The 18,244-nt window shown below is 69.5% G+C and carries 17 protein-coding genes; 10 read left to right on the top strand and 7 right to left on the bottom strand.

Annotated elements, in window-relative coordinates:
• The first annotated feature begins 116 nt into the window (after positions 1–116).
• The 4 genes from ACWEWT_RS22500 (at position 117) to ACWEWT_RS22485 (ending at position 3,300) form a co-directional block, all read left to right on the top strand.
• A complete protein-coding gene (locus ACWEWT_RS22500; RefSeq protein ID WP_452561660.1) occupies positions 117–278 on the top strand; it encodes a hypothetical protein in 162 nt (53 codons plus the stop codon).
• Positions 279–664: 386 nt separating this feature from the next.
• Positions 665–1,039 carry a hypothetical protein gene (locus tag ACWEWT_RS22495; RefSeq protein ID WP_452561659.1) on the top strand — a complete coding sequence of 125 codons (375 nt, stop codon included), beginning with the start codon at positions 665–667 and terminating at the stop codon, positions 1,037–1,039.
• On the top strand, positions 1,036–1,785 hold the full coding sequence (locus ACWEWT_RS22490) for a GntR family transcriptional regulator (RefSeq protein ID WP_452561658.1): 750 nt from the start codon (positions 1,036–1,038) through the stop codon (positions 1,783–1,785). The genes ACWEWT_RS22495 and ACWEWT_RS22490 overlap by 4 nt, the downstream gene beginning before the upstream one ends.
• A 321-nt stretch (positions 1,786–2,106) precedes the next feature.
• Positions 2,107–3,300 (top strand): acyl-CoA dehydrogenase family protein, encoded by a 1,194-nt coding sequence (locus ACWEWT_RS22485; protein ID WP_452561657.1) that lies wholly within the window; start codon positions 2,107–2,109, stop codon positions 3,298–3,300.
• A 46-nt stretch (positions 3,301–3,346) separates the two neighbouring features.
• On the opposite strand, the gene ACWEWT_RS22480 is transcribed toward ACWEWT_RS22485, so the two are convergent.
• Entirely contained in the window at positions 3,347–3,778 is a 432-nt protein-coding gene (locus ACWEWT_RS22480; protein WP_452561656.1) for a universal stress protein, read from the bottom strand.
• A 137-nt stretch (positions 3,779–3,915) separates the two neighbouring features.
• Between ACWEWT_RS22480 and ACWEWT_RS22475 the strand changes: the two genes are divergently transcribed.
• The 6 genes from ACWEWT_RS22475 (at position 3,916) to ACWEWT_RS22450 (ending at position 9,348) form a co-directional block, all read left to right on the top strand.
• Entirely contained in the window at positions 3,916–4,704 is a 789-nt protein-coding gene (locus tag ACWEWT_RS22475; RefSeq protein ID WP_452561655.1) for an enoyl-CoA hydratase/isomerase family protein, read from the top strand.
• Positions 4,701–5,927, top strand: coding sequence for a CoA transferase (locus ACWEWT_RS22470; protein WP_452561653.1), 1,227 nt, complete (start codon positions 4,701–4,703; stop codon positions 5,925–5,927). Before ACWEWT_RS22475 ends, ACWEWT_RS22470 begins: the two co-directional genes overlap by 4 nt.
• 55 nt (positions 5,928–5,982) lie before the next feature.
• Positions 5,983–6,723: a 3-oxoacyl-ACP reductase FabG gene (fabG, locus tag ACWEWT_RS22465; RefSeq protein WP_452561651.1), complete on the top strand. Its 741-nt coding sequence runs from the start codon at positions 5,983–5,985 to the stop codon at positions 6,721–6,723.
• Positions 6,720–7,598, top strand: a complete 879-nt coding sequence (locus ACWEWT_RS22460; protein ID WP_452561650.1) for an FAS1-like dehydratase domain-containing protein — start codon at positions 6,720–6,722, stop codon at positions 7,596–7,598. The genes fabG and ACWEWT_RS22460 overlap by 4 nt, the downstream gene beginning before the upstream one ends.
• A 71-nt stretch (positions 7,599–7,669) precedes the next feature.
• Positions 7,670–8,881, top strand: a complete 1,212-nt coding sequence (locus ACWEWT_RS22455; RefSeq protein ID WP_452561648.1) for an acetyl-CoA C-acetyltransferase — start codon at positions 7,670–7,672, stop codon at positions 8,879–8,881.
• Complete coding sequence (locus ACWEWT_RS22450; protein WP_452561647.1) at positions 8,878–9,348, top strand: MaoC family dehydratase; 471 nt, start codon at positions 8,878–8,880, stop codon at positions 9,346–9,348. The genes ACWEWT_RS22455 and ACWEWT_RS22450 overlap by 4 nt, the downstream gene beginning before the upstream one ends.
• A gap of 93 nt (positions 9,349–9,441) precedes the next feature.
• On the opposite strand, the gene ACWEWT_RS22445 is transcribed toward ACWEWT_RS22450, so the two are convergent.
• From ACWEWT_RS22445 to ACWEWT_RS22420, 6 genes are all read right to left on the bottom strand, one after another.
• Entirely contained in the window at positions 9,442–10,575 is a 1,134-nt protein-coding gene (locus tag ACWEWT_RS22445) for an ABC transporter substrate-binding protein (protein ID WP_452561645.1), read from the bottom strand.
• Positions 10,576–10,598: 23 nt separating this feature from the next.
• Positions 10,599–12,350, bottom strand: coding sequence for an ABC transporter permease (locus tag ACWEWT_RS22440; RefSeq protein ID WP_452561643.1), 1,752 nt, complete (start codon positions 12,348–12,350; stop codon positions 10,599–10,601).
• A 1-nt stretch (position 12,351) separates the two neighbouring features.
• Positions 12,352–13,473 (bottom strand): ABC transporter ATP-binding protein, encoded by a 1,122-nt coding sequence (locus tag ACWEWT_RS22435; protein WP_452561641.1) that lies wholly within the window; start codon positions 13,471–13,473, stop codon positions 12,352–12,354.
• 91 nt (positions 13,474–13,564) lie between these two features.
• Complete coding sequence (locus ACWEWT_RS22430) at positions 13,565–15,682, bottom strand: acetate--CoA ligase family protein (RefSeq protein ID WP_452561640.1); 2,118 nt, start codon at positions 15,680–15,682, stop codon at positions 13,565–13,567.
• Positions 15,679–17,076 carry an MmgE/PrpD family protein gene (locus ACWEWT_RS22425; RefSeq protein ID WP_452561638.1) on the bottom strand — a complete coding sequence of 466 codons (1,398 nt, stop codon included), beginning with the start codon at positions 17,074–17,076 and terminating at the stop codon, positions 15,679–15,681. Before ACWEWT_RS22425 ends, ACWEWT_RS22430 begins: the two co-directional genes overlap by 4 nt.
• Positions 17,073–18,224, bottom strand: a complete 1,152-nt coding sequence (locus tag ACWEWT_RS22420) for an acyl-CoA dehydrogenase family protein (RefSeq protein WP_452561636.1) — start codon at positions 18,222–18,224, stop codon at positions 17,073–17,075. Before ACWEWT_RS22420 ends, ACWEWT_RS22425 begins: the two co-directional genes overlap by 4 nt.
• Between the last annotated feature and the right edge of the window lie 20 nt (positions 18,225–18,244).

Below are 18,244 nucleotides of genomic sequence, written 5' to 3'. Positions count from 1 at the left end.
GATCCGAGCCCATGCCTTATCGGTCACTTCACCACGACCCACCACACCCGACAGCTAACACCAACCACCACAACGAATTACAGGACAGGTCCTAGACGGAAATCACGGAACTCGCGATGAACAACACCACCGACTTCGCCGGATTCACCCTCGGCCTTGCTGAATTGGTCATCCCGCTCACCGGGTGGAGCGTCATCCGAGCCAGAGGTCGGTTCAGCATGAGATTTGATCTGCTTTCAGCAGGTCGTGCCGCGGTCGGTGCCGATGACCCAATGTAGGTTCTCCGATGTGGGTAGGAGGTTGCTGTCGAGCAGTCGGCCGGGTGGTGTCGGCCGCGGCGGCGAACGCCCGGCGGGCGGATTCGGGATCGAGCAGATCGGCCGCCTCCCCGCTGCGGGCGACCCGCAACGAGGTGGATCGCTGTGCCGCCACTTCGAAGACTCGGCCCGCGGAAACGACGCCTTCTTCAGTGATGGTCCACGCACCTGAACAGTGTCCGGGAGCGGTTCGCGGCGGACCAGGCCAGGTCATCGCATTTGTCCGGCCGGGACTGGGCGGCAACGCCGGCCGAAGAACCGGGCCCCGACCCATCTCGGCACGAGGGGCGCCCAGCGACGACAGAACCTCTCCGGCTCCGGCACGCAGCCGACGACCGGTGGGCCACATGACAACCGGAAGGCGACAGTTCACCGCCACTGCCCAGCAGGTGTTCGACAGCAACGCCGATGTGCGCCCGTCCGCTACCCGACCGCGCCGGAACTACAGCGCGTGCAGCGAAACCATGGACTCCGAACCCGCACGCGATCCGTTCAGCGAACAGCTCCCCGGGCGCGTTCCGGCGCCCGACCGCGATTCCGGCCACGACAACACCGTATGTCGCCGAGGTGAGGGCGTCCGCATCCGGCCGCTACCGTTGTCCACGGCAGGCAGCGCCGAACGCGAATTCCAGGCCTCGGCGACGGCGCGGGACCAACTGGCATTCGCGCAGGGCCGGTCGGTGACTCGGGCGGATTCGGATCCGAAGGGCAGGAGAACATGAAGGCAGACCGGGAACGGGGCACGGAACCGGCGCATCAGGTGGTGTCCCGGGAGCTGCGGGCCGGTATCGCCGCGGGTGAGTATCGCGACAGCGGCAAACTGCCGACCGAAGCGGAACTCGCCCAACGATATCGGGTCAGCCGCCAGACGGTGCGCCGCGCGTTCCAGGACCTCGTCGCCGACGGGACGGTCTACCGCGTCCCGGGTCGCGGCACATTCGTGGCCGAAGCCGAGGGCCGCTATCTCCGTCATCACGGTTCGATCGAGGACCTGATGAACCTATCCGCCGACACCACGATGGAGGTGATCACGCCGCTGCACCGCAGGGTCGATATCGATGCCGCCAGCAGGTTGCGGCTCGACACCGATATCGTCTACACCGTCGCTTTCCGCCGCATTCACGACGGGGTCCCGTTCGTCCTGACCACGGTGCATCTGCCCGAGCACATCGGCAGACATATCCTCGGCCGCGCCGAACTCGGTGCCGGCGGGGCGAGTTCCCATACCGTGATCGGGTTGCTCGAACCGCACCTCGACAGCCCGATCGCGGAAGCCGCGCAGTCGATCACGGTGTCACGCGCCGATGCCGAAGTCGCGGCCGGACTCGGCTGTGAACAAGGCCATCCGATGCTCCGCGTCGACCGGCTCTACACCGATGCCGACGGCCGGGCCGTCGATCTGTCGGTCAGTCATTTCCTGCCGGAGCACTACACCTACCGGGTGACGCTGCGCCGCAGCACCCGCTGACTGTACTGCGCGAACCGAGTCCGGCCGGGCCCACGCCTCGGCACCACGGCCGGGACCGGCGAGCAGACGGGCCGCCGCGACGTCCACGCCGAACGGCCGTGAACCCGCGAGCCGCTCGGCCGCCGGCCGGCCTCGTGCACACCGTCCCCGACCCCGGTACCGGCAGCCCTTCTCTATTTGTACGCATAACTGGATAAATTTGTACGTACATATGATAGAACTAACCGGACTCAGGTGCCGGAGGCGGACCGCCCGGCACGGTGGGCAGCACACGGTCGAGATCGCGCGCGAGGCACGGTCGCCGAACAAGGAGAACGCGCTATGAGCCGGCTATGCAGCACAGACGGGTTGACCGAGGACCAGACCGAGATCATTCGAACCGTCCGTGCGTACGTGGAGAAGAAGATCCTCCCGGTGGCCACCGAGCTCGAACACGCCGACGAATACCCCCAGGAGATCGTCGACGGACTGAAGGAGCTGGGCATCTTCGGGTTGATGATCCCCGAGGAATACGGCGGGCTGGGCGAATCGCTGCTGACCTATGCGTTGTGCGTCGAAGAGATCGCGCGCGGCTGGATGAGCGTCTCGGGCGTGATCAACACCCACTTCATCGTGGCCTACATGCTCATGCGGCACGGTACCGACGAGCAGAAGCAGAAGTATCTGCCGAGGATGGCCACCGGTGATATGCGGGGCTCGTTCTCGATGTCGGAGCCCGGCCTGGGCTCGGACGTCGCCGCGATCAAGACCCGAGCGGTCCGGGGCGAGGACGGCTGGTACACGATCGACGGCCAGAAGATGTGGCTGACCAACGGCGGCACGTCGAACCTGGTGGCGGTACTGGTGAAAAGCGACGAGGGCGCCGACAGCGTCTACAAGAACATGACGACGTTCTTGATCGAGAAGGAGGCCGGCTACGGCGAGACCGCCCCGGGCCTCACCATTCCCGGCAAGATCGACAAGATGGGCTACAAGGGGGTCGACACCACCGAGGCCGTCTTCACCGGCCACCGGGTGCCGGCCGATCGGATCCTCGGTGGCGTGCCGGGCAAGGGCTTCTACCACATGATGGACGGTGTCGAGGTCGGCCGCGTCAATGTCGCCGCCCGGGCCTGCGGAATCGCGCTCCGGGCCTTCGAATTGGCGATCGCCTACGCACAGCAGCGCGAAACCTTCGGCAAGCCGATCGCCGATCACCAGGCGATCCTGTTCCGCCTCGCGGAGATGGCCACCAAGGTCGAGGCCGCCCATGCGATGACGGTCCGGGCCGCCCGGCTGAAGGACACGGGCGAACGCAACGACGTGGGCGCCGGGATGGCGAAGATGCTCGCCGCGGAGTACTGCAACGAGGTCGTGCAGGACTCCTTCCGCATCCACGGCGGTTACGGCTACTCCAAGGAGTACGAGATCGAGCGCCTCTACCGCGAAGCCGCTTTCATGCTGATCGGCGAGGGCACCTCCGATATCCAGAAGATGATCATCGGCCGCGCATTGCTCGCGGACTACCGGCTCTAGACCCGACCAGAGCCGGAACCCCTTCGTGCGGCGAACGATCCGCCCGTCAGCGCTCGTGGGTATGGGCCACGTAGACATCACAGTGCGCCCGGCTCGCCACATCGCGCGCGATACTGCCGAGAACACGGGCGAAGCCCTGGACCCGCTTGTTACCGACGACGATGAGCTCCGCGTCGCACTGCGCCGCGACCTGGACCAGCACCTCTCCGGGCTTTCCCTCGACCGCGTGCGGGTGCAGCACGATCGCCTGGTGCTGTGCCTGCAGTGCCCGGACCACCGCGACGGCCGTGCGCCGGGCCTCGTCCTCGGTCGACCGGACGAGTTCGTCACTGCCCTGCCGGATCCGCTCGACCTCCAGGCGTTCGTATGCGCAGACCACGTGGAGTTCGGCCCCCAGCGCCCGGGCCAACCGCGCGGCCCGCTCGGCCGCCCGCTCGGCGGTGGGGCTGCCGTCCACACCGGTGACGATCGTCTTCATCCCGTACCTCTTCTCTCTGCTCGCCGCGGCATCGGACGCACCCGGCGTCGAGCGATGGCCGCCCAGGAGTGCCGCGCTCCGGACAGCCGTAGGACCTCTCGACAGAGTACTGAGTCATACTATATTTTCTATAGATTATGACTTCCGAGACAGCTCAGGCACCCGTTCACCGAGAACACCCGGGCCCCGGGGTCACCGTTCTGCGAATCGACCGCCCGCACCGCCGCAACGCTCTCGACGCGCCGACCCTGGAGTTGCTGCGGGCCGGTCTCGCCGCGGCCGCCCACCGCCGGGATGCGGCCGTGGTCATCACCGGAGGCGACGAATTCTTCTCGTCCGGTGGGGATGTGGCGTCGATGCCCGGACCAGAGGACGGCCTGTTCGGTCCCGCGGCACGGCTGGCCCTGATCCACGATCTGGTGACCGCGATGGTGCGTGCCGACCAGGTGATCATCGCGGCCGTCGAGCGGTACGCGATCGGTGCCGCCTGGGGCATCGTCCTCGCCTGCGATCTGGTCGTCGCCGGGGAGGACGTGCACTTCAAGGCCCCGTTCGCCGCCCGTGGCCTGACAGCCGACGCCGGTACGGCCTACCACCTGCCGCGCCGGCTGGGGCAACAGCGCGCCGCGGCCCACCTCTTCCTCGGCGAGCCGCTCACCGCCCGGGACGCGCGGTCGGCCGGGCTGGTCACCGAGACGGTGGCGACCGGGAGCGCGACCGCGCGCGCCGTCGAACTCGCCACCGTACTGGCGGCCGGCCCGACCGGGTCCAACGCCGTCACCAAATCACTACTCGCCCAGGACCGGGCGGACCTCGCCCAGTTCCTGGCCAACGAACGCACCGCGATGGCCCTGGCCGGCCACGGAACCGACGCACAAGAAGGCCGCCGCGCCTTCCTCGAACGACGGGAGCCACGCTTCTCATGAACACCACCCCGCTGGCCCATCTCCAGGTGGTCGAATGCGCCACCTTCGTGGCCGGACCCTCGTGCGGTATGAACCTCGCCCAGCTGGGGGCCGACGTCATCCGGGTCGACCTCCCCGGCGGCGGCAGCGACCACCTGCGCTGGCCGCTCGCCCACACCGGCGCCAGCCTCTACTGGGCGAATCTCAACAAGGGGAAGCGATCGGTCGCACTGGACTACCGCACACCGGAGGGACGCGATCTGCTGCTGGCGCTCTGCACCGGGCCGGGACCGGGCGCGGGCATCCTCGTCGACAATGTGGCCGGGCGGCACCGGGTCACCCACGCGGACCTCACCGCCCGTCGAGCCGACGCGATCTCGGTCCACGTACTCGGTTTCCCCGACGGCCGGCCCGCGGTCGACTACACGGTGAACGCCGCGGTCGGGGTTCCGGATATGACCGGGCCGGGCGGCGCCGCGGAACCGGTCAACCATGTCCTGCCCGCCTGGGATCTGCTCACGGGCGCGTCCGCCGCGCTCGGCGTGCTGGCCGCGGTGAACCGTCGTGAGCAGACCGGAGCGGGGTCGCGCCTCGATATCGCGCTGGCCGATGTCGCGCTGTCCGCGGTGGGCGCGCTGGGCTGGCTGGCCGAAGCCGAACAGCACGGGGACCGCGCGCCGCACGGCAACCATCTCTACGGCAGCTTCGGTACCGATTTCGCCACCGCCGACGGCCGGCGGCTCATGGTCGTGGCATTGACCGAAGGGCAGTGGCGTGCACTGTGCGAGGTCACCGGGACCGCGCCGGTTTTCGCGGCGCTCGAGACCGCGCTCGACACCGACCTGCGACAGGAAGCCGCGCGCTACGAACTCCGCGAGACCATCGCCTCGATCCTGCGTCCCTGGTTCGCGGCGCGCTCCCTCGACGAGCTGACCGACCGGCTGAACCGGGCCCGGGTGCTGTGGGGCCCCTACCGGTCGATGGCCGAGGCCGCGGCGCTGGCCCGCGCGGACGCGGGTTCGGTGGCGCGGCCGGTCCACCAACCCGGGATCGGGGACATGCTGGCCACCGGGAATCCGCTGCGCTGGGAAGAGCACCTCCCGGCTCCCGAACCCGCCCCGCGCCTCGGCGCCGACACCGAGGAGGTCCTGGCGCACACGCTGGGACTCGCCGATCACGAGATCGGCCGCCTGCACGATCTCCGGGTCGTGGCATCCGCTCCGGCCGGCGATTCCACCCGATGACGCGGTCGCTCGGCCCGCGCATCCCCTACGCACAGCATCGACAGGAAGGCCCCTCATGACCGCACTCCTCACCGACCGGACCGCCGTCGTCACCGGCGGCGCCCAGGGCATCGGCCTGGCCATCGCCCGGCTGTACCTCGAGCACGGCGCCCGGGTCGTCATCGGCGATCTCGACGAAGCCGCGGCGCAGGCCGCCGTCGCCGAGCTCGGCAACGACCGGGCCCGCGCCGTACGGTGCGACGTCGTCGACGCCGACCAGGTGCAGAACCTGATCGATACGGCCGTCACCGAATTCGGCTCCCTCGACGTTTTCGTCAACAACGCCGGAATCACCCGCGACGCGACCATGCGCACCATGACCGAGGATGATTTCGACCTCGTCGTCCAGGTCCATCTGAAAGGCACCTGGAACGGCACCCGGCTGGCCGCGGCCCGGATGCGGGAGCAGAAGTCGGGCGCGATCGTGAATATCTCCTCGTTGTCCGGCAAGGTCGGCATGATCGGCCAGACCAACTACTCGGCCGCCAAGGCCGGGATCGTCGGGCTCACCAAGGCGGCGGCCAAGGAGATGGCCCACCACGGGGTGCGGATCAACGCGATCCAGCCGGGGCTGATCAGGTCGGCGATGACCGAGGCGATGCCGCAGAAGGCGTGGGACGGGAAAATGGCGGAGATCCCGATGCAGCGGCCCGGTGAGACGCACGAGGTCGCCGGTGTCGCCCTGTTCTACGCCTCGCCCCTGTCCTCCTATATGACCGGCACCGTGGCCGAGGTGACCGGCGGGCGGTTCATGTGAGTGCGCCGCGGGAGAGCGTCGTCGACCGCGTCGTCGACCCGGTCACGGTGGCGGCACTGGCCGATCTGCTCGGTGCGACGGACCTCGACCTGCGGGCGGGCGCGCCCCTGCCGCCCCTGTGGCACTGGGCCGCGCTCGCCCGCTGGCCCGCCCCGCACACGCTCGGACCGGACGGGCATCCCCGCCGCGGGACCGGAATCATGCCGGATATCGCCCTGCCGCGCCGCATGTTCGGCGGCGGCAGCCTCACCTTCCATGCCCCGATACCGGTCGGCGGCGAAGTCACGGTGACCTCGCGCGCTTCGGAGCCGCGGGAGCGCGAGGGACGCACCGGACCGCTCATCCTGGTCGACCTGACCGTTCTGGTGCACGACCGGACCGGCGCCCTGCTCCTGGAGGAGATCCGCAATATCGTCTACACCGGCGCGCGGCGGGAGTCGGCGGGAGTCGAGCCCGCCCCGGTGCCGCTCACCACGGAGCTGATCGGCCCGGCCCGGAGCACCGAGGAGGGTGGGACGCGGTGCGATCTGCGCACCGATCCGCTGCACCTGGCCCGGTTCAGCGCGCTCACCGCCAACCCGCACCGGATCCACCTCGACTGGCCCTACGCGACCGGAGTCGAGGGCTACCCGGGCTTGGTCGTCCACGGCCCGCTCATGGCGGTGGCACTGGCGGAGGCGGCCCGGCGCGCGGGAACGGCCCCGCCTCGGGCGCTCCGCCACCGCGGCCTGGCCCCGCTGTTCTGCGGCGAGCCGGCGGAGCTGGTGGCGCGGCCGGGGACGAACCCGGTGCTGGAGGTCATCTCCCCCTGGTCGCGCGTCCACGCCCGCCTCGAGTTCGACCCCACACCGAATACCGCGCACCGACCGAGCTGAGCAACCATCCAGGAGTGCCACGATGCGATACCTCCGCCACGGCCTCCACGAACCTGCGCCAGAGGAGAATCATGAACGAGGCTGTCATCTGCGAGCCACTGCGCACCCCGATCGGGGGGTACGGTGGCGTCTTCCGTTCCCTGACCGCAGTGGATCTCGGAGTCGCCGTGCTCCGTGAACTCGTCGCGCGTGGTCTGCCGGCCGACGCCGTCGACGATGTCGTACTCGGGAACTGCAACCCCAACAGCGAGGCGCCCGCGATCGGCCGGGTGGTCGCCCTCACCGCCGGTCTTCCCGTCGAGGTGCCGGGCCAGCAGCTCGACCGCCGGTGCGGCTCCGGACTCCAGGCGATCCTCAACGCGGCGATGATGGTGCAGACCGGAGCGGCCCGGGTGGTGGTCGCGGGCGGCACCGAGAGCATGAGCAACGTACCGTTCTACACCACCGACGCCCGCTGGGGCGCCGCGCGCAGCGGGATGACGATGCACGACGGGCTGGCCCGCGCCCGCACCACGGCGGGCGGTCCCGACTATCCCGTACCCGGCGGAATGATCGAGACGGCGGAGAACGTCCGCCGCGAATACGGCATCACCCGCGCGGCGCAGGACGCGCTGGCGCTGGAATCCCATCGCCGTGCCGTGGCGGCCCAGACATCCGGGGTGTTCGCCGAGGAGATCGTGCCCGTGACGGTGCCCGGGCGGAAGGGCGCGACGGTGGTCGACACCGACGAGCATCCGCGCGCCGACACCAGCCCGGAATCGCTGGCCGCGCTCCGGCCGATCATGGGGCGGACCCTCGACGATGCCACGGTCACCGCGGGCAACGCCAGCGGACAGAACGACGCCGCGGCGCTGTGCGTGGTCACCACGCCGGAGCGGGCGGCCGAGCTGGGTCTGCGCCCCCTGGTCCGGCTGGTGTCCTGGGCGGTGGCCGGTGTTCCCCCGCGCACCATGGGGATCGGTCCGGTACCGGCCACCGCGGCCGCGCTGGAGCGGGCCGGACTCACGCTGGCCGATATGGATCTGATCGAACTCAACGAGGCCTTCGCGGCCCAGGCCCTCGCGGTGATGCAGGAGTGGGGGCTGGGCGAGAGCGACCGCGCGCGGGTCAACGCGCACGGCTCCGGTATCTCCCTGGGGCATCCCGTGGGCGCCACCGGGGCCCGGCTGGTCGGCACCCTGGCCCGCCAGCTCACCCGCGGCGGCGGCCGTTACGGTCTCGCCACCCTGTGCATCGGCGGCGGCCAGGGGCTGGCGGCCGTGGTCGAACGGGTCGCGGGATGAGTACGGCCGGCCCCGCTGTCGTCCGCACCCGGGCCGAGCTCGACGCACTCGTGGGCGTCGAGCTCGGCCCGGGTCCGTGGCTCACCGTGGACCAGGAGCGTATCGATCTCTTCGCCCGCGCGACAGGCGACCGGCAATGGATCCACGTCGACGCCGAGCGCGCCGCCCGGGGTCCGTACGGCCGCACGATCGCCCACGGTTACCTGACGCTCTCGCTCATCTCCGACCTCGCCGCGGAACTCTACGATTTCCGTCTCGGAACCGCCCGGCTCAACTACGGCCTGGACAAGGTGCGCTTTCCCACCCCCGTCCCGGTCGGTAGCCGGATCCGGCTGCGCTGCACCGTCGCCGAGGTGCTCCCCCGGACGGACGCACTGCTGGTGCCCATCGATTTCACCGTGGAGCTGGACGGGAGCGAACGTCCAGCCTGTGTGGCCCGCAAGATATCGCTGGTCCTGCTCACCTGACAAGAGTGGGGGCGTCCGCGCGGACGCCCCCACTCCCCTCATCTACGACGAAGGGCCGGCCCGATCGAGTCGGCCCTTCCGTCGTGCCCGCCGTCAGCCGAAGGCGAACATCTTGTTCCAGCGGGCCACGATGTCGCGGCCGCGGGACCGGGCGTCCTCCGGGGTGTAGACCAGGAAGCCTTCGTCATCGGCTTTCGGCAGCTGGTAATGACCGGTCGGCACCTGGTCGATATCGGTACGGGAACTCACGAAACCCTGTGCCGCCGCGAACTCCTGGCCGGAGCGGGACATGGTCCAGTTCATGAAGAGCCGCGCCGCCGGGCTGTTCGCTCCCGCCGAGGTCAGCCCCTGCATGTTGAAGGTGCCCGAAACCCCCTTCTTCGGAACCACCAGTTCGATGGGCGCGCCCGCCTCCTCGGCACCGTAGGTGCTGTTGAAGCCGATGGTGGCCACCTGGATCTCCCCGCGGGCCAGCGCGTCGAGCTGGACCGAGGTGGTGTCGAAGATCCGCGGCTCCTGGGCGGACAGACCACTCCAGTAGTCCGCGCCGAGAACGCGCTCCTGGAAATCGGCGAGGCCCTGGACGGTGCCACCGGCGCCGGCGTTGACCACGCCGAGCTTGCCCTTCCACTTCGGGTCGAGCAGGTCCTCCCACGTTGCGGGGGCGTCTTCCTTCTCGACCGCCAGATCGTTGTAGGCGAACGCGTAGGCCGAGTAGTAAACGGTGTAGTACTCACCGTCCTTCCAGACCACATCCCCCATCCCGGCCAGCTTGTCGTAGGTGGGTGTCCGGTAGGGCGCGAAGACACCCGCAGCGGCAAAGCCCTCCGCGAGAATCGGATCGGTGATGGTGACCACCCCGGCCGACAGGCGGCCGGCGCCGTGTTCGCTGAGCACCCGCTCGTTGAGCTTGCCCGACGGCAGCCGGGTCATATTGACCTCGACCCCGGTCTCGGCCTCGAACCGGGCGGCGGTGAGTCCCGCACTCTCCGCCCCCGACGCGGTGTACCAGTTGAGCGAGTCCCCACGGGCGGCCGCCAGCAGTTCGGCGTCGGCGATCTCCTCGCCGTGGATGACCAACCCGGCGGAATCGTCGATCGCGGGCATCGGCAGCATCGCCGCGGCGACCGCGGCATCGTCGGGCCTCCCCGCGCCGCCGCCGCACGCGGCGAGCGAAGCGCTGAGGAGCAGGGCGACTGCGGCGGCGCCCCATCGGGTGAGCTTCATGGTTCTGGTTCCTTCTCGAAGCGTTACTGACGGGCCAGGCGGCGCGGGATATAGGAAAGGACGAACATGAAGGCGGTGTAGATCACGCTCATCGCGGCTGCCTGCCGCAGTGCGCCACCGTTTTCGAATGCGTCGTAGATGGCGATCGAGAGGATCTCGGTCTCGCTGGTGTAGAGGAACAGCGGCACCGTGAGCTCGCGCATGCTGAGCATCAGCAGCAGCAGGAACGTGGACAGCAGGCTCACCTTCATCAGCGGCACCGTGATGCGGGCGACGGCCGTGGTGCGGCCCGCGCCCAACATCACCGCGCTGTCCTCGAGGTCGCGGTCGGTGGCCATGATGGATGCGGCCACACCGCGGAAGCCCTGCGGCGCCTGGACTGCCAGGAACGCCACCACCAGCACGGCGAGGGTCCCGTAGAGCGGTACGGGCAGTACCAGCCAGGTCCACAGCAGCCCCATACCGAGCACCACCGCGGGAATGGCCAGCGGCATCATCGAAACGGTCTCGACCAGAGTGCGCCCGGACGCTTTCGACCGGTAGACCACATAGCCGCAGAGGAAGGCCAGCACGGTGCCCGCGACCGCGGCGAACACACTGACCACCGCGCTGTTGAACGCGGCCGCGCGGAATCCGGACGACCCCAGGACCTCACCGAAGGAGCTGAAGTCCAGACCGCCGGACGCGGTCAGCTGGCTCATGGAAGTGAGATAGGGCGAGGTCTGGCCGGCTGCGACCAGCAGCGCCAGGATCGGCAGCACGATGGAGAGGGCGAAGAAGCCGAGGGTCAGTACGAAAACCGGGATACGCGCCCGGCCCAGGGCGAACTTCTTCTGCCGCACGCCCTTACCGGTGACCGTGGTGAAGGACCTTTTGCGCAGCGCCCGGTTCTGCAGCCAGGTCACCAGGACGACGATCGTGACCAGTACCACCGCGATGGCCGCACTCTCGTTGCCGCGCGAGGGAGTGGCGTTGAGCAGCCGGAAGATGAAGGTGGGCAGTGTGTCGACCCCGCCGGGTGTACCCAGCACCTGAGCCACCGGGAAGTTCTCGAAGATCAGCGTGAAGGTGAGGATCGCCGAACCGATCAAGGCCGGCAGGGCCAGCGGGAAGGAGACGCGGCCGAGCATCCGCCGCGGTGTCGCGCCGTGGATCCGGGCGGCTTCCTCGAGGTCCGGGCTCATCATCGACATCGCCCCGTGCACCAGCAGGAAGGTGTACGGCGAGTAGTACATGGCGAAGACGAAGACCATGCCGGGCAGGGAGTAGATATCGAACGGCACCGACCAGCCGATATCGCGCTGGGCGATATTGAGCAGACCGGCGACCGGGCTACCCAGGATCGACCAGGCCAGCGCACCCACATAGGACGGCAGGAAGAGCGGCATCAGGCCGATCAGATACACGAACTTGGGCATCGGGATATCCGAGCGGGCCGCCAGGAAGGCCAGGCCGCCGCCGATCAGGCAGGCGAGCGCGGTGGCGCTCACGGCGAGGACGAGCGAGTTGACGAACGCGCCCTGCACCTGCGGAGCGGAGAAGATCCCGAAGTTGTCCAGGGTCAGATCGAAGCTGATATTGCCCGGCCGCGGCACGCTCGAGCTGAATGCGGCGAGCAGGACCAGCGCGGCGGGCAGCACGATCAGCACCGCGAGCACCACCAGCAGGGTGCCCGAGGGCAGCCACCGCTTCCGCCACGGCAGGGTGGAGCGTCCCGGGATCGGGGGCTTCTGCGTGGGGACCTGTGTCTCGGGCGCCGGGGTCATGAGGGTCATATCAGGATTCCTCTCCGGGGGTGGGAACCTCACCGGGCAGCACCCGGACATATTTGGGATCGACCTCGACCACGACGCGGTCGTCCTTGCGGAGCAACCCGGCCGCTTCCTCGTGGCTCTGCACCTCGATCACCGGACCGGCATCGAGCCGGACCGAGCACCGGGCGAACGACCCCTGGAAAACACTGATCTCGACCGTGCCGGCCCAGGCGTTCGGCCGCTCCGGCGCCGTGTCCGGACCGTCGGCCGGGGCGAGGCGCATATGCTCGGGCCGGATGCAGACACTGAGATCGCTCGTATCGCCCGGCAGCTCGGTACCGAAGGCGACCTCGAGTTCGTGCTCCCGCAGCCGCAGCCGGTCGGCGCGCTCCGCCGGCGGCCGGACGGCGAAGATATTGGAGACACCGAGGAAGGCCGCGATGGAGGCCGACGCCGGGGCCCGGTAGGTGCCCCACGGATCCGCCAGCTGGGAGATCCGGCCGCCCTGCATGATGGCGATCCGATCCGCCAGGGCCAGCGCCTCCCCCTGGTCGTGGGTGACGTAAATGCAGGTGAGGCCCAATTCGACCTGGAGCCGGCGCAGTTCGACCCGCAGGTCCTCCCGCAACCGGGCGTCCAGGTTGGACAGGGGCTCGTCGAGTAGCAGCACCGACGGCTCCATGGCGAGGCTGCGGGCCAGGGCGACCCGCTGCATCTGTCCGCCGGACAGCATGCTCGCGCCCCGCGTGGCGAGGTGCGCCAGGCCGACCAGCTCCAGGTTCTCCAGCGCCTTGGCCCGCACTTCGGCCTTCGGCCGTTTCTTCATCCGCAGCGGAAAGGCCACATTGTCCAGCACGGTCATATGGGGCCACACGGCGTAGGACTGGAAGACCAGGCCGACATTGCGCTTGTTCGGCGCGAAGTTGACCTTCTTCCCCGCGTCGAAGACCGTCGTGCCCCCGATGGTTATCGTGCCGCCGCTGGGATCTTCCAGACCGGCCACACAGCGCATGGTGCTGGTCTTGCCGCATCCGGATTGCCCGAGCAGCACGAGGGATTCGCCGTCGCGGATGTGGAGGTCGAGATGTTTGACGGCGGTGAACTCACCGAAGGTGAGCGAGAGGTCGTCGATGCGCACGTCCATGGGGATCACTGGCTCCTGCGGGGATGGAATCTGGAACAGAGTCGCCGGCCCGCGGTGGGTCGGCGGGGTGGGGAGTGGAGCATGAACGGCCTCAGTTCTCCTGGGACAGACGGACGAGCGCGTCGAGGGCGACCACGCCCCGGCCGCGCGACTGCACGGCCACCGGATTGACCTCTGCCTCGACCACATCGGGTCGTTCCAGCGCCAATCGCGAAACCCGGACCACGGCGTCGACCAGGGCGTCGAGGTCGCCCTCGGGCCCACCACGGAAGCCACGCGCGATCGCCGTCGCCTTGACCTCCTCGACCATCTCCCGGGCCAGCTCCGCGGTGACCGGCGCCAGTCGCAGCGACGAGTCCTCGTAGATCTCGGTGTACACGCCACCCGCGGCCACCAGGACCAAGGGCCCGACGGTCGGACTCACGCGGTAGCCGACCAGTGCCTCGAACACCGTCTCCTCGATCATCTCCTGCACGAGGAAGCGGTCGACCGTCACCGTAGCGTCGTAGGCTTCGACGCCCGCCACGATGGTGGAGAGCGCCGCCCGTAGGCCGGCCCGATCCCGGACACCCAGGACCACGGCGCCGGCCTCGGACTTGTGCGGCAACCGGTCCGACAGCGCCTTGACCACCACGGGGAATCGCGGCTCGGCCTCCGGCACACCGTCCACACCGCATGTCGTGGTGACCGGGAAACGGATGCCGAGGGAGGCGAGAACCTCGGCCGAGGCCGCCTCGTCGAGCGCGCGGCCGGCCACCGGAACCTCCGTCCGCCGGGCCCGGAAGGTCGCCGGGTCGACCGGCCGGCGCCCCAGCGTCGCCGCCACGGCCTGGGCGCACGCCTCCGCGGTACGGAACGCCGGCACTCCCGCCTCGTGCAGTCGGCGGACCGACTCCAGCGCGTCCGGGAGAGCCCAGGCGGCCACCGGGACCGGTCCTGCGGCGTGCTCGGCGATCGCGCTCACGGCCAGTTCGGGGTTGAGCCGCGCCGAGGAGCCGATAACGAAGAGCACCAGGTCGAATTCACCGCTGCCGCGCAGCACTTTCAGGGCCCCGTCGACCAGATCGTGCCGGGTGCCGGCGAGGGTGAGATCGACGATCAGGCTCTCGGCCACGTCGAGTCCGAGCTCGCCCAGCCCGTCGAAGACAGTGCGGCTCGGTTGCGTCACTGTGACACCGAGGGTTTCCAGCTGGTCCACCAGGATCGCCGCCCCACCTCCGGTGGAGGTGATGACAGCGACCCGGCGATCGCCCGCCGCGGCGGGCGGACCGACACGACGCTGGAGCGCCTCGGTCTCGATCAGCGCCTCGAAGTTGTCGACCCGGGCGAATCCGCAGGCCCGGAAGAAGGCATCGGCCTCGTCGTCCTCGCCGGAGAGCGCGCCCGTATGGGAGACGGCGAGTGCCGCGGCGGCATCGCTGCGACCCAGTTTGTAGACGGTGACGGGCTTGTCGCGGGCCGCCGCCTCGACCGCGAAGGCCGCGAGGTCCGCCGCATTCTCCAACGACTCCATGAAGAGGGTGTACGAGCCCACCTCGGGGTCGTCGAGCGTCGCCGCGCAGATCTCGCCGAGCGTCAGATCCACCTCCGACCCGGTGGAGACGAAACCGGAGAAACCCAGTCCGCGGGCCTTGGCCCGGGTCATGAGCGCGCCGATGACACTGCCGGACTGCGAGGCCACGAAGGACGAGCCGACCGGGATACCTTCCTCGGCGAAGGCGGCGTTGGCCGTGAGCATCATCCCGTTGCGCGGGTTGACCACGCCGATGCTGTTGGGGCCGATGATGCGCACACCGTACTCCGCCGCCACCGCCAGCAGTTCCCGCAGCCGCTCGGCACCCTCTCCGAACTCGCCGAAACCTCCGGACAGCACCGTGACCAGTGGCACTCCGGCCCGGCCGCAGTCGCGCACGGCCGATACGACCAGCAAGGTGTCGGCCACGATGAAGACGTGATCGGGCACCTCCGGGAGGGAGGCGATATCGGGCCAGGCCCGCTCCCCCAGTACCGTCTCCCGGCGCGGATTGACCGGGTACACCGCGCCGGTGAAACCCTGCCGGCGCAGGAACCGCAGGGGGCGCGCGGTGGTCTTGCGTACATCGTCGGAGGCGCCGATGATCGCCACCGAGCGGGGGCTCAGCATGGCCCGGCCGAGGTCGGCCCGGTCCGGCGCCCGCGCCGCCACGGGCTGGTCGGTCACCTGTGTCATAGCTGCTTCCTCACGTGCGAGTCGGTGCGTGCGATGACGTCCAGGGATTCGAACGCCCACAGATCGGCGGCCAGCTCCGCGGCGATCCCGGCCCCGAGAACGGGCCCGGCGAGCCGGACGAACTTGGCCGTCATCTCCGCGTCGGTCACCGGGTTACCGGGCTCGCCGTAGGGGATCTCGACCCGGTGCGAGAGGACTCGGCCGTCGTGCAACCGCAGTTCCACCGATGCCGGACGCAACCGCGGATACTCCCGATCCGCCTGCTCGTCGGCCACGACCTCGACCCGGGTGGCGAAGTCGCGGATCGCGGGGTCCCGGCGCGCCTGTTCACCGAACTCGGTCAGGCCGACCTCGTCGTGGGCCAGGGCGGTGGCGAGGGCGAACGGGATGCTCATCTGGGCGTCCAGCAGGGAATTCACGACCGTCGCCGCGTGATGGGAGGCGACGGTGTAGGTCCGGACAGTGGCCCCGGCGATATCGGCGAGGCCGATCCCGTGCTCGGCGCGCTGCGCCAACACCGCGTCGAGCGGGCCGTGCAGATGCCGGCACGAGGGGTAGGGCTTGACGTAGGAGTTCAGCACCACCCAGTCCCGGCCCAGCCCGTCGAGCAGGACGCCCGCGTCGAAACCGCCGGCGGCGAACGCGTCCACGTAACCGTGCGGAGTCTCCAGGATCGATCGGGGGCCGGTCACCCCGGCCGCCGCCAGCTCGACGCTCGTGATCGCGTCCCGTGCGGCTTTACCCGGGTGGACCCGTTTCACCTCGGCCGACTTGCCGAGGAAGGCGAACAGTCCCCCGGCGTGCGACGCGGCGATACCCAGGGCGTCGTGGACGCGGTCGGCGTCCAGCCCGTACAGCACCGCGACCCCGCAGGTAGCGCCGAGAACACCCGCCAGCGGCGTGTTGTGGAAGTGGTTGCGCCAGGTCGTCGGATGACCCGCCGCGGCGAGGCGCGAGATCGCCTCCAACGCCACCGCCAGCGCGCGTGTCGTGGTGACGGTATCGCTGCCCAGCGCTTCCGCCGCCGCCAGTACCGCCGGGAAACCGACACTGCTGGGGTGGACCGAGCCCGGTGTGTAGCCGTCGTCCACCTCGAGACTGTGGCAGCTGGTTCCGTTGAGCAGTGCGGCGCCCGGCGCGGAGACCCGGCCGAGTCCGATCGCGGTGGCGCCCGTGCCGCCGTAGGTGGCCGCGACGTGACCGGCGACGGCGCGGGCGACATCGGTGGCCGATCCGGGCACCACCGCCGCCAGGTAGTCGACCAGTAGGCGCCGCACATGGTGCTCGACCGCCGCGGGCAGTTCGGCGGCGCCGGAATCGACCACCCAGGCGACGAGGGCGTCGGTGGCACCCTCCAGGGCGGTGGTTTCGGGGCTACGTTCCACCGTGCTCATCGGGCCACCGCCCCGGCGCGCTGGTCGAAGCGGCGCCCGAAGATGCCCTGGGCGATGGTGTTCTTCAGGACCTCGACCGAACCGCCCGCGATCATCCAGCCGCGGGTACGCCGGACGATGTACTCCAGCGGGAACTCCTGGGAGTAACCGCTCGCACCGAAGACCTGCATGGCGTCGTTGGCGACGGCGAAGGCGGTGCGGTTGGCGTGCAGTTTCGCGATCGCCGCCTCGTTCGAGTCCGGAGTGCCGGCGTCGGCGCCCGCCACGGCGCGCAGCAGCAGCATCTTCGCCGCGTCCAGTTCGACCTTCATATCGGCGAATTTCCATTGCAGACCCTGGAACTCGCACAGATTCTTGCCGAACTGGGTACGCACCGACGCGTGCTCGACCGCCATGTCGTACGCCTTCTCCGCGAGCGCGAGCGCCCGCGAGGCATTGCCCATCCGCTCCACACCGAAAACGGAGAGCATCTTCTTCAGCGCTCCACTGTCGGCCAGGACGTACTCCTTGGACACTTTGCACTCGTCGAAGAAGAGCTGGCAGTGCGATTCTCCGGACATGTGGTACTCGCGCTTACCGCGACTGAACCCCGGCGAGTCGAACGGCACCAGCACCGCCCCGATATCCCTGGAACTCGGACCGAAGCGGCACCAGACCACCGAATGCGTGGCATCCGGCCCGTGCGAATTCCAGCACTTCTGGCCGTTGAGGACGACATGGTCGCCCTCGAACCGCGCGCTGGTACGGAGGTCGGTCAGTGCGCTGCCGGCTTCCGGTTCGCTCATCCCGGCCGTCACCAACGCTTCGCCGGCGAGGAACCGCGGGAGTACCTCGGCTTTCACATAGTCCGAGCCGAAGTTCGCCACCTGCCGAATGGCACCGAAGTTGCTCGCCTGGAGCGCGTCGGCGCTGTGCGGGCAGACCTTGGTGATCGCCATCATGACGAGAACGGCGTCGAGCAGCGAGGCGCCCTGCCCGCCGAGTTCGACGGGCAGCGTGAGACCGGTGAGGTCGTGCGCGGCCAGAACTTCGAGGCTGTCCCAGGCGAACTCGGTGCGCGTGAACGCGCGTTCGCCGAACTCGCGCTGGGCGAGTTTGGTCACCGACTCGACGAGGGCGGTCTGTTCGGGACTGAGGCTGAAATCCATCTAGGGGTTCCTGTTCGTCT

This window comes from Nocardia sp. NPDC003963, assembly GCF_053605105.1.
This window is presented reverse-complemented; position numbering and strand designations above follow the sequence as displayed.

What these genes read in the sequence shown, in the direction of transcription:
- ACWEWT_RS22500 (WP_452561660.1), top strand. Translation starts at nt 117, where the DNA reads ATGAACAACACCACCGACTTCGCCGGATTCACCCTCGGCCTTGCTGAA.
- ACWEWT_RS22495 (WP_452561659.1), top strand. Translation starts at nt 665, where the DNA reads ATGACAACCGGAAGGCGACAGTTCACCGCCACTGCCCAGCAGGTGTTC.
- ACWEWT_RS22490 (WP_452561658.1), top strand. Translation starts at nt 1,036, where the DNA reads ATGAAGGCAGACCGGGAACGGGGCACGGAACCGGCGCATCAGGTGGTG.
- ACWEWT_RS22485 (WP_452561657.1), top strand. Translation starts at nt 2,107, where the DNA reads ATGAGCCGGCTATGCAGCACAGACGGGTTGACCGAGGACCAGACCGAG.
- ACWEWT_RS22480 (WP_452561656.1), bottom strand. Translation starts at nt 3,778, where the DNA reads ATGAAGACGATCGTCACCGGTGTGGACGGCAGCCCCACCGCCGAGCGG.
- ACWEWT_RS22475 (WP_452561655.1), top strand. Translation starts at nt 3,916, where the DNA reads ATGACTTCCGAGACAGCTCAGGCACCCGTTCACCGAGAACACCCGGGC.
- ACWEWT_RS22470 (WP_452561653.1), top strand. Translation starts at nt 4,701, where the DNA reads ATGAACACCACCCCGCTGGCCCATCTCCAGGTGGTCGAATGCGCCACC.
- fabG (WP_452561651.1), top strand. Translation starts at nt 5,983, where the DNA reads ATGACCGCACTCCTCACCGACCGGACCGCCGTCGTCACCGGCGGCGCC.
- ACWEWT_RS22455 (WP_452561648.1), top strand. Translation starts at nt 7,670, where the DNA reads ATGAACGAGGCTGTCATCTGCGAGCCACTGCGCACCCCGATCGGGGGG.
- ACWEWT_RS22450 (WP_452561647.1), top strand. Translation starts at nt 8,878, where the DNA reads ATGAGTACGGCCGGCCCCGCTGTCGTCCGCACCCGGGCCGAGCTCGAC.
- ACWEWT_RS22445 (WP_452561645.1), bottom strand. Translation starts at nt 10,575, where the DNA reads ATGAAGCTCACCCGATGGGGCGCCGCCGCAGTCGCCCTGCTCCTCAGC.
- ACWEWT_RS22440 (WP_452561643.1), bottom strand. Translation starts at nt 12,350, where the DNA reads ATGACCCTCATGACCCCGGCGCCCGAGACACAGGTCCCCACGCAGAAG.
- ACWEWT_RS22435 (WP_452561641.1), bottom strand. Translation starts at nt 13,473, where the DNA reads ATGGACGTGCGCATCGACGACCTCTCGCTCACCTTCGGTGAGTTCACC.
- ACWEWT_RS22430 (WP_452561640.1), bottom strand. Translation starts at nt 15,682, where the DNA reads ATGACACAGGTGACCGACCAGCCCGTGGCGGCGCGGGCGCCGGACCGG.
- ACWEWT_RS22425 (WP_452561638.1), bottom strand. Translation starts at nt 17,076, where the DNA reads ATGAGCACGGTGGAACGTAGCCCCGAAACCACCGCCCTGGAGGGTGCC.
- ACWEWT_RS22420 (WP_452561636.1), bottom strand. Translation starts at nt 18,224, where the DNA reads ATGGATTTCAGCCTCAGTCCCGAACAGACCGCCCTCGTCGAGTCGGTG.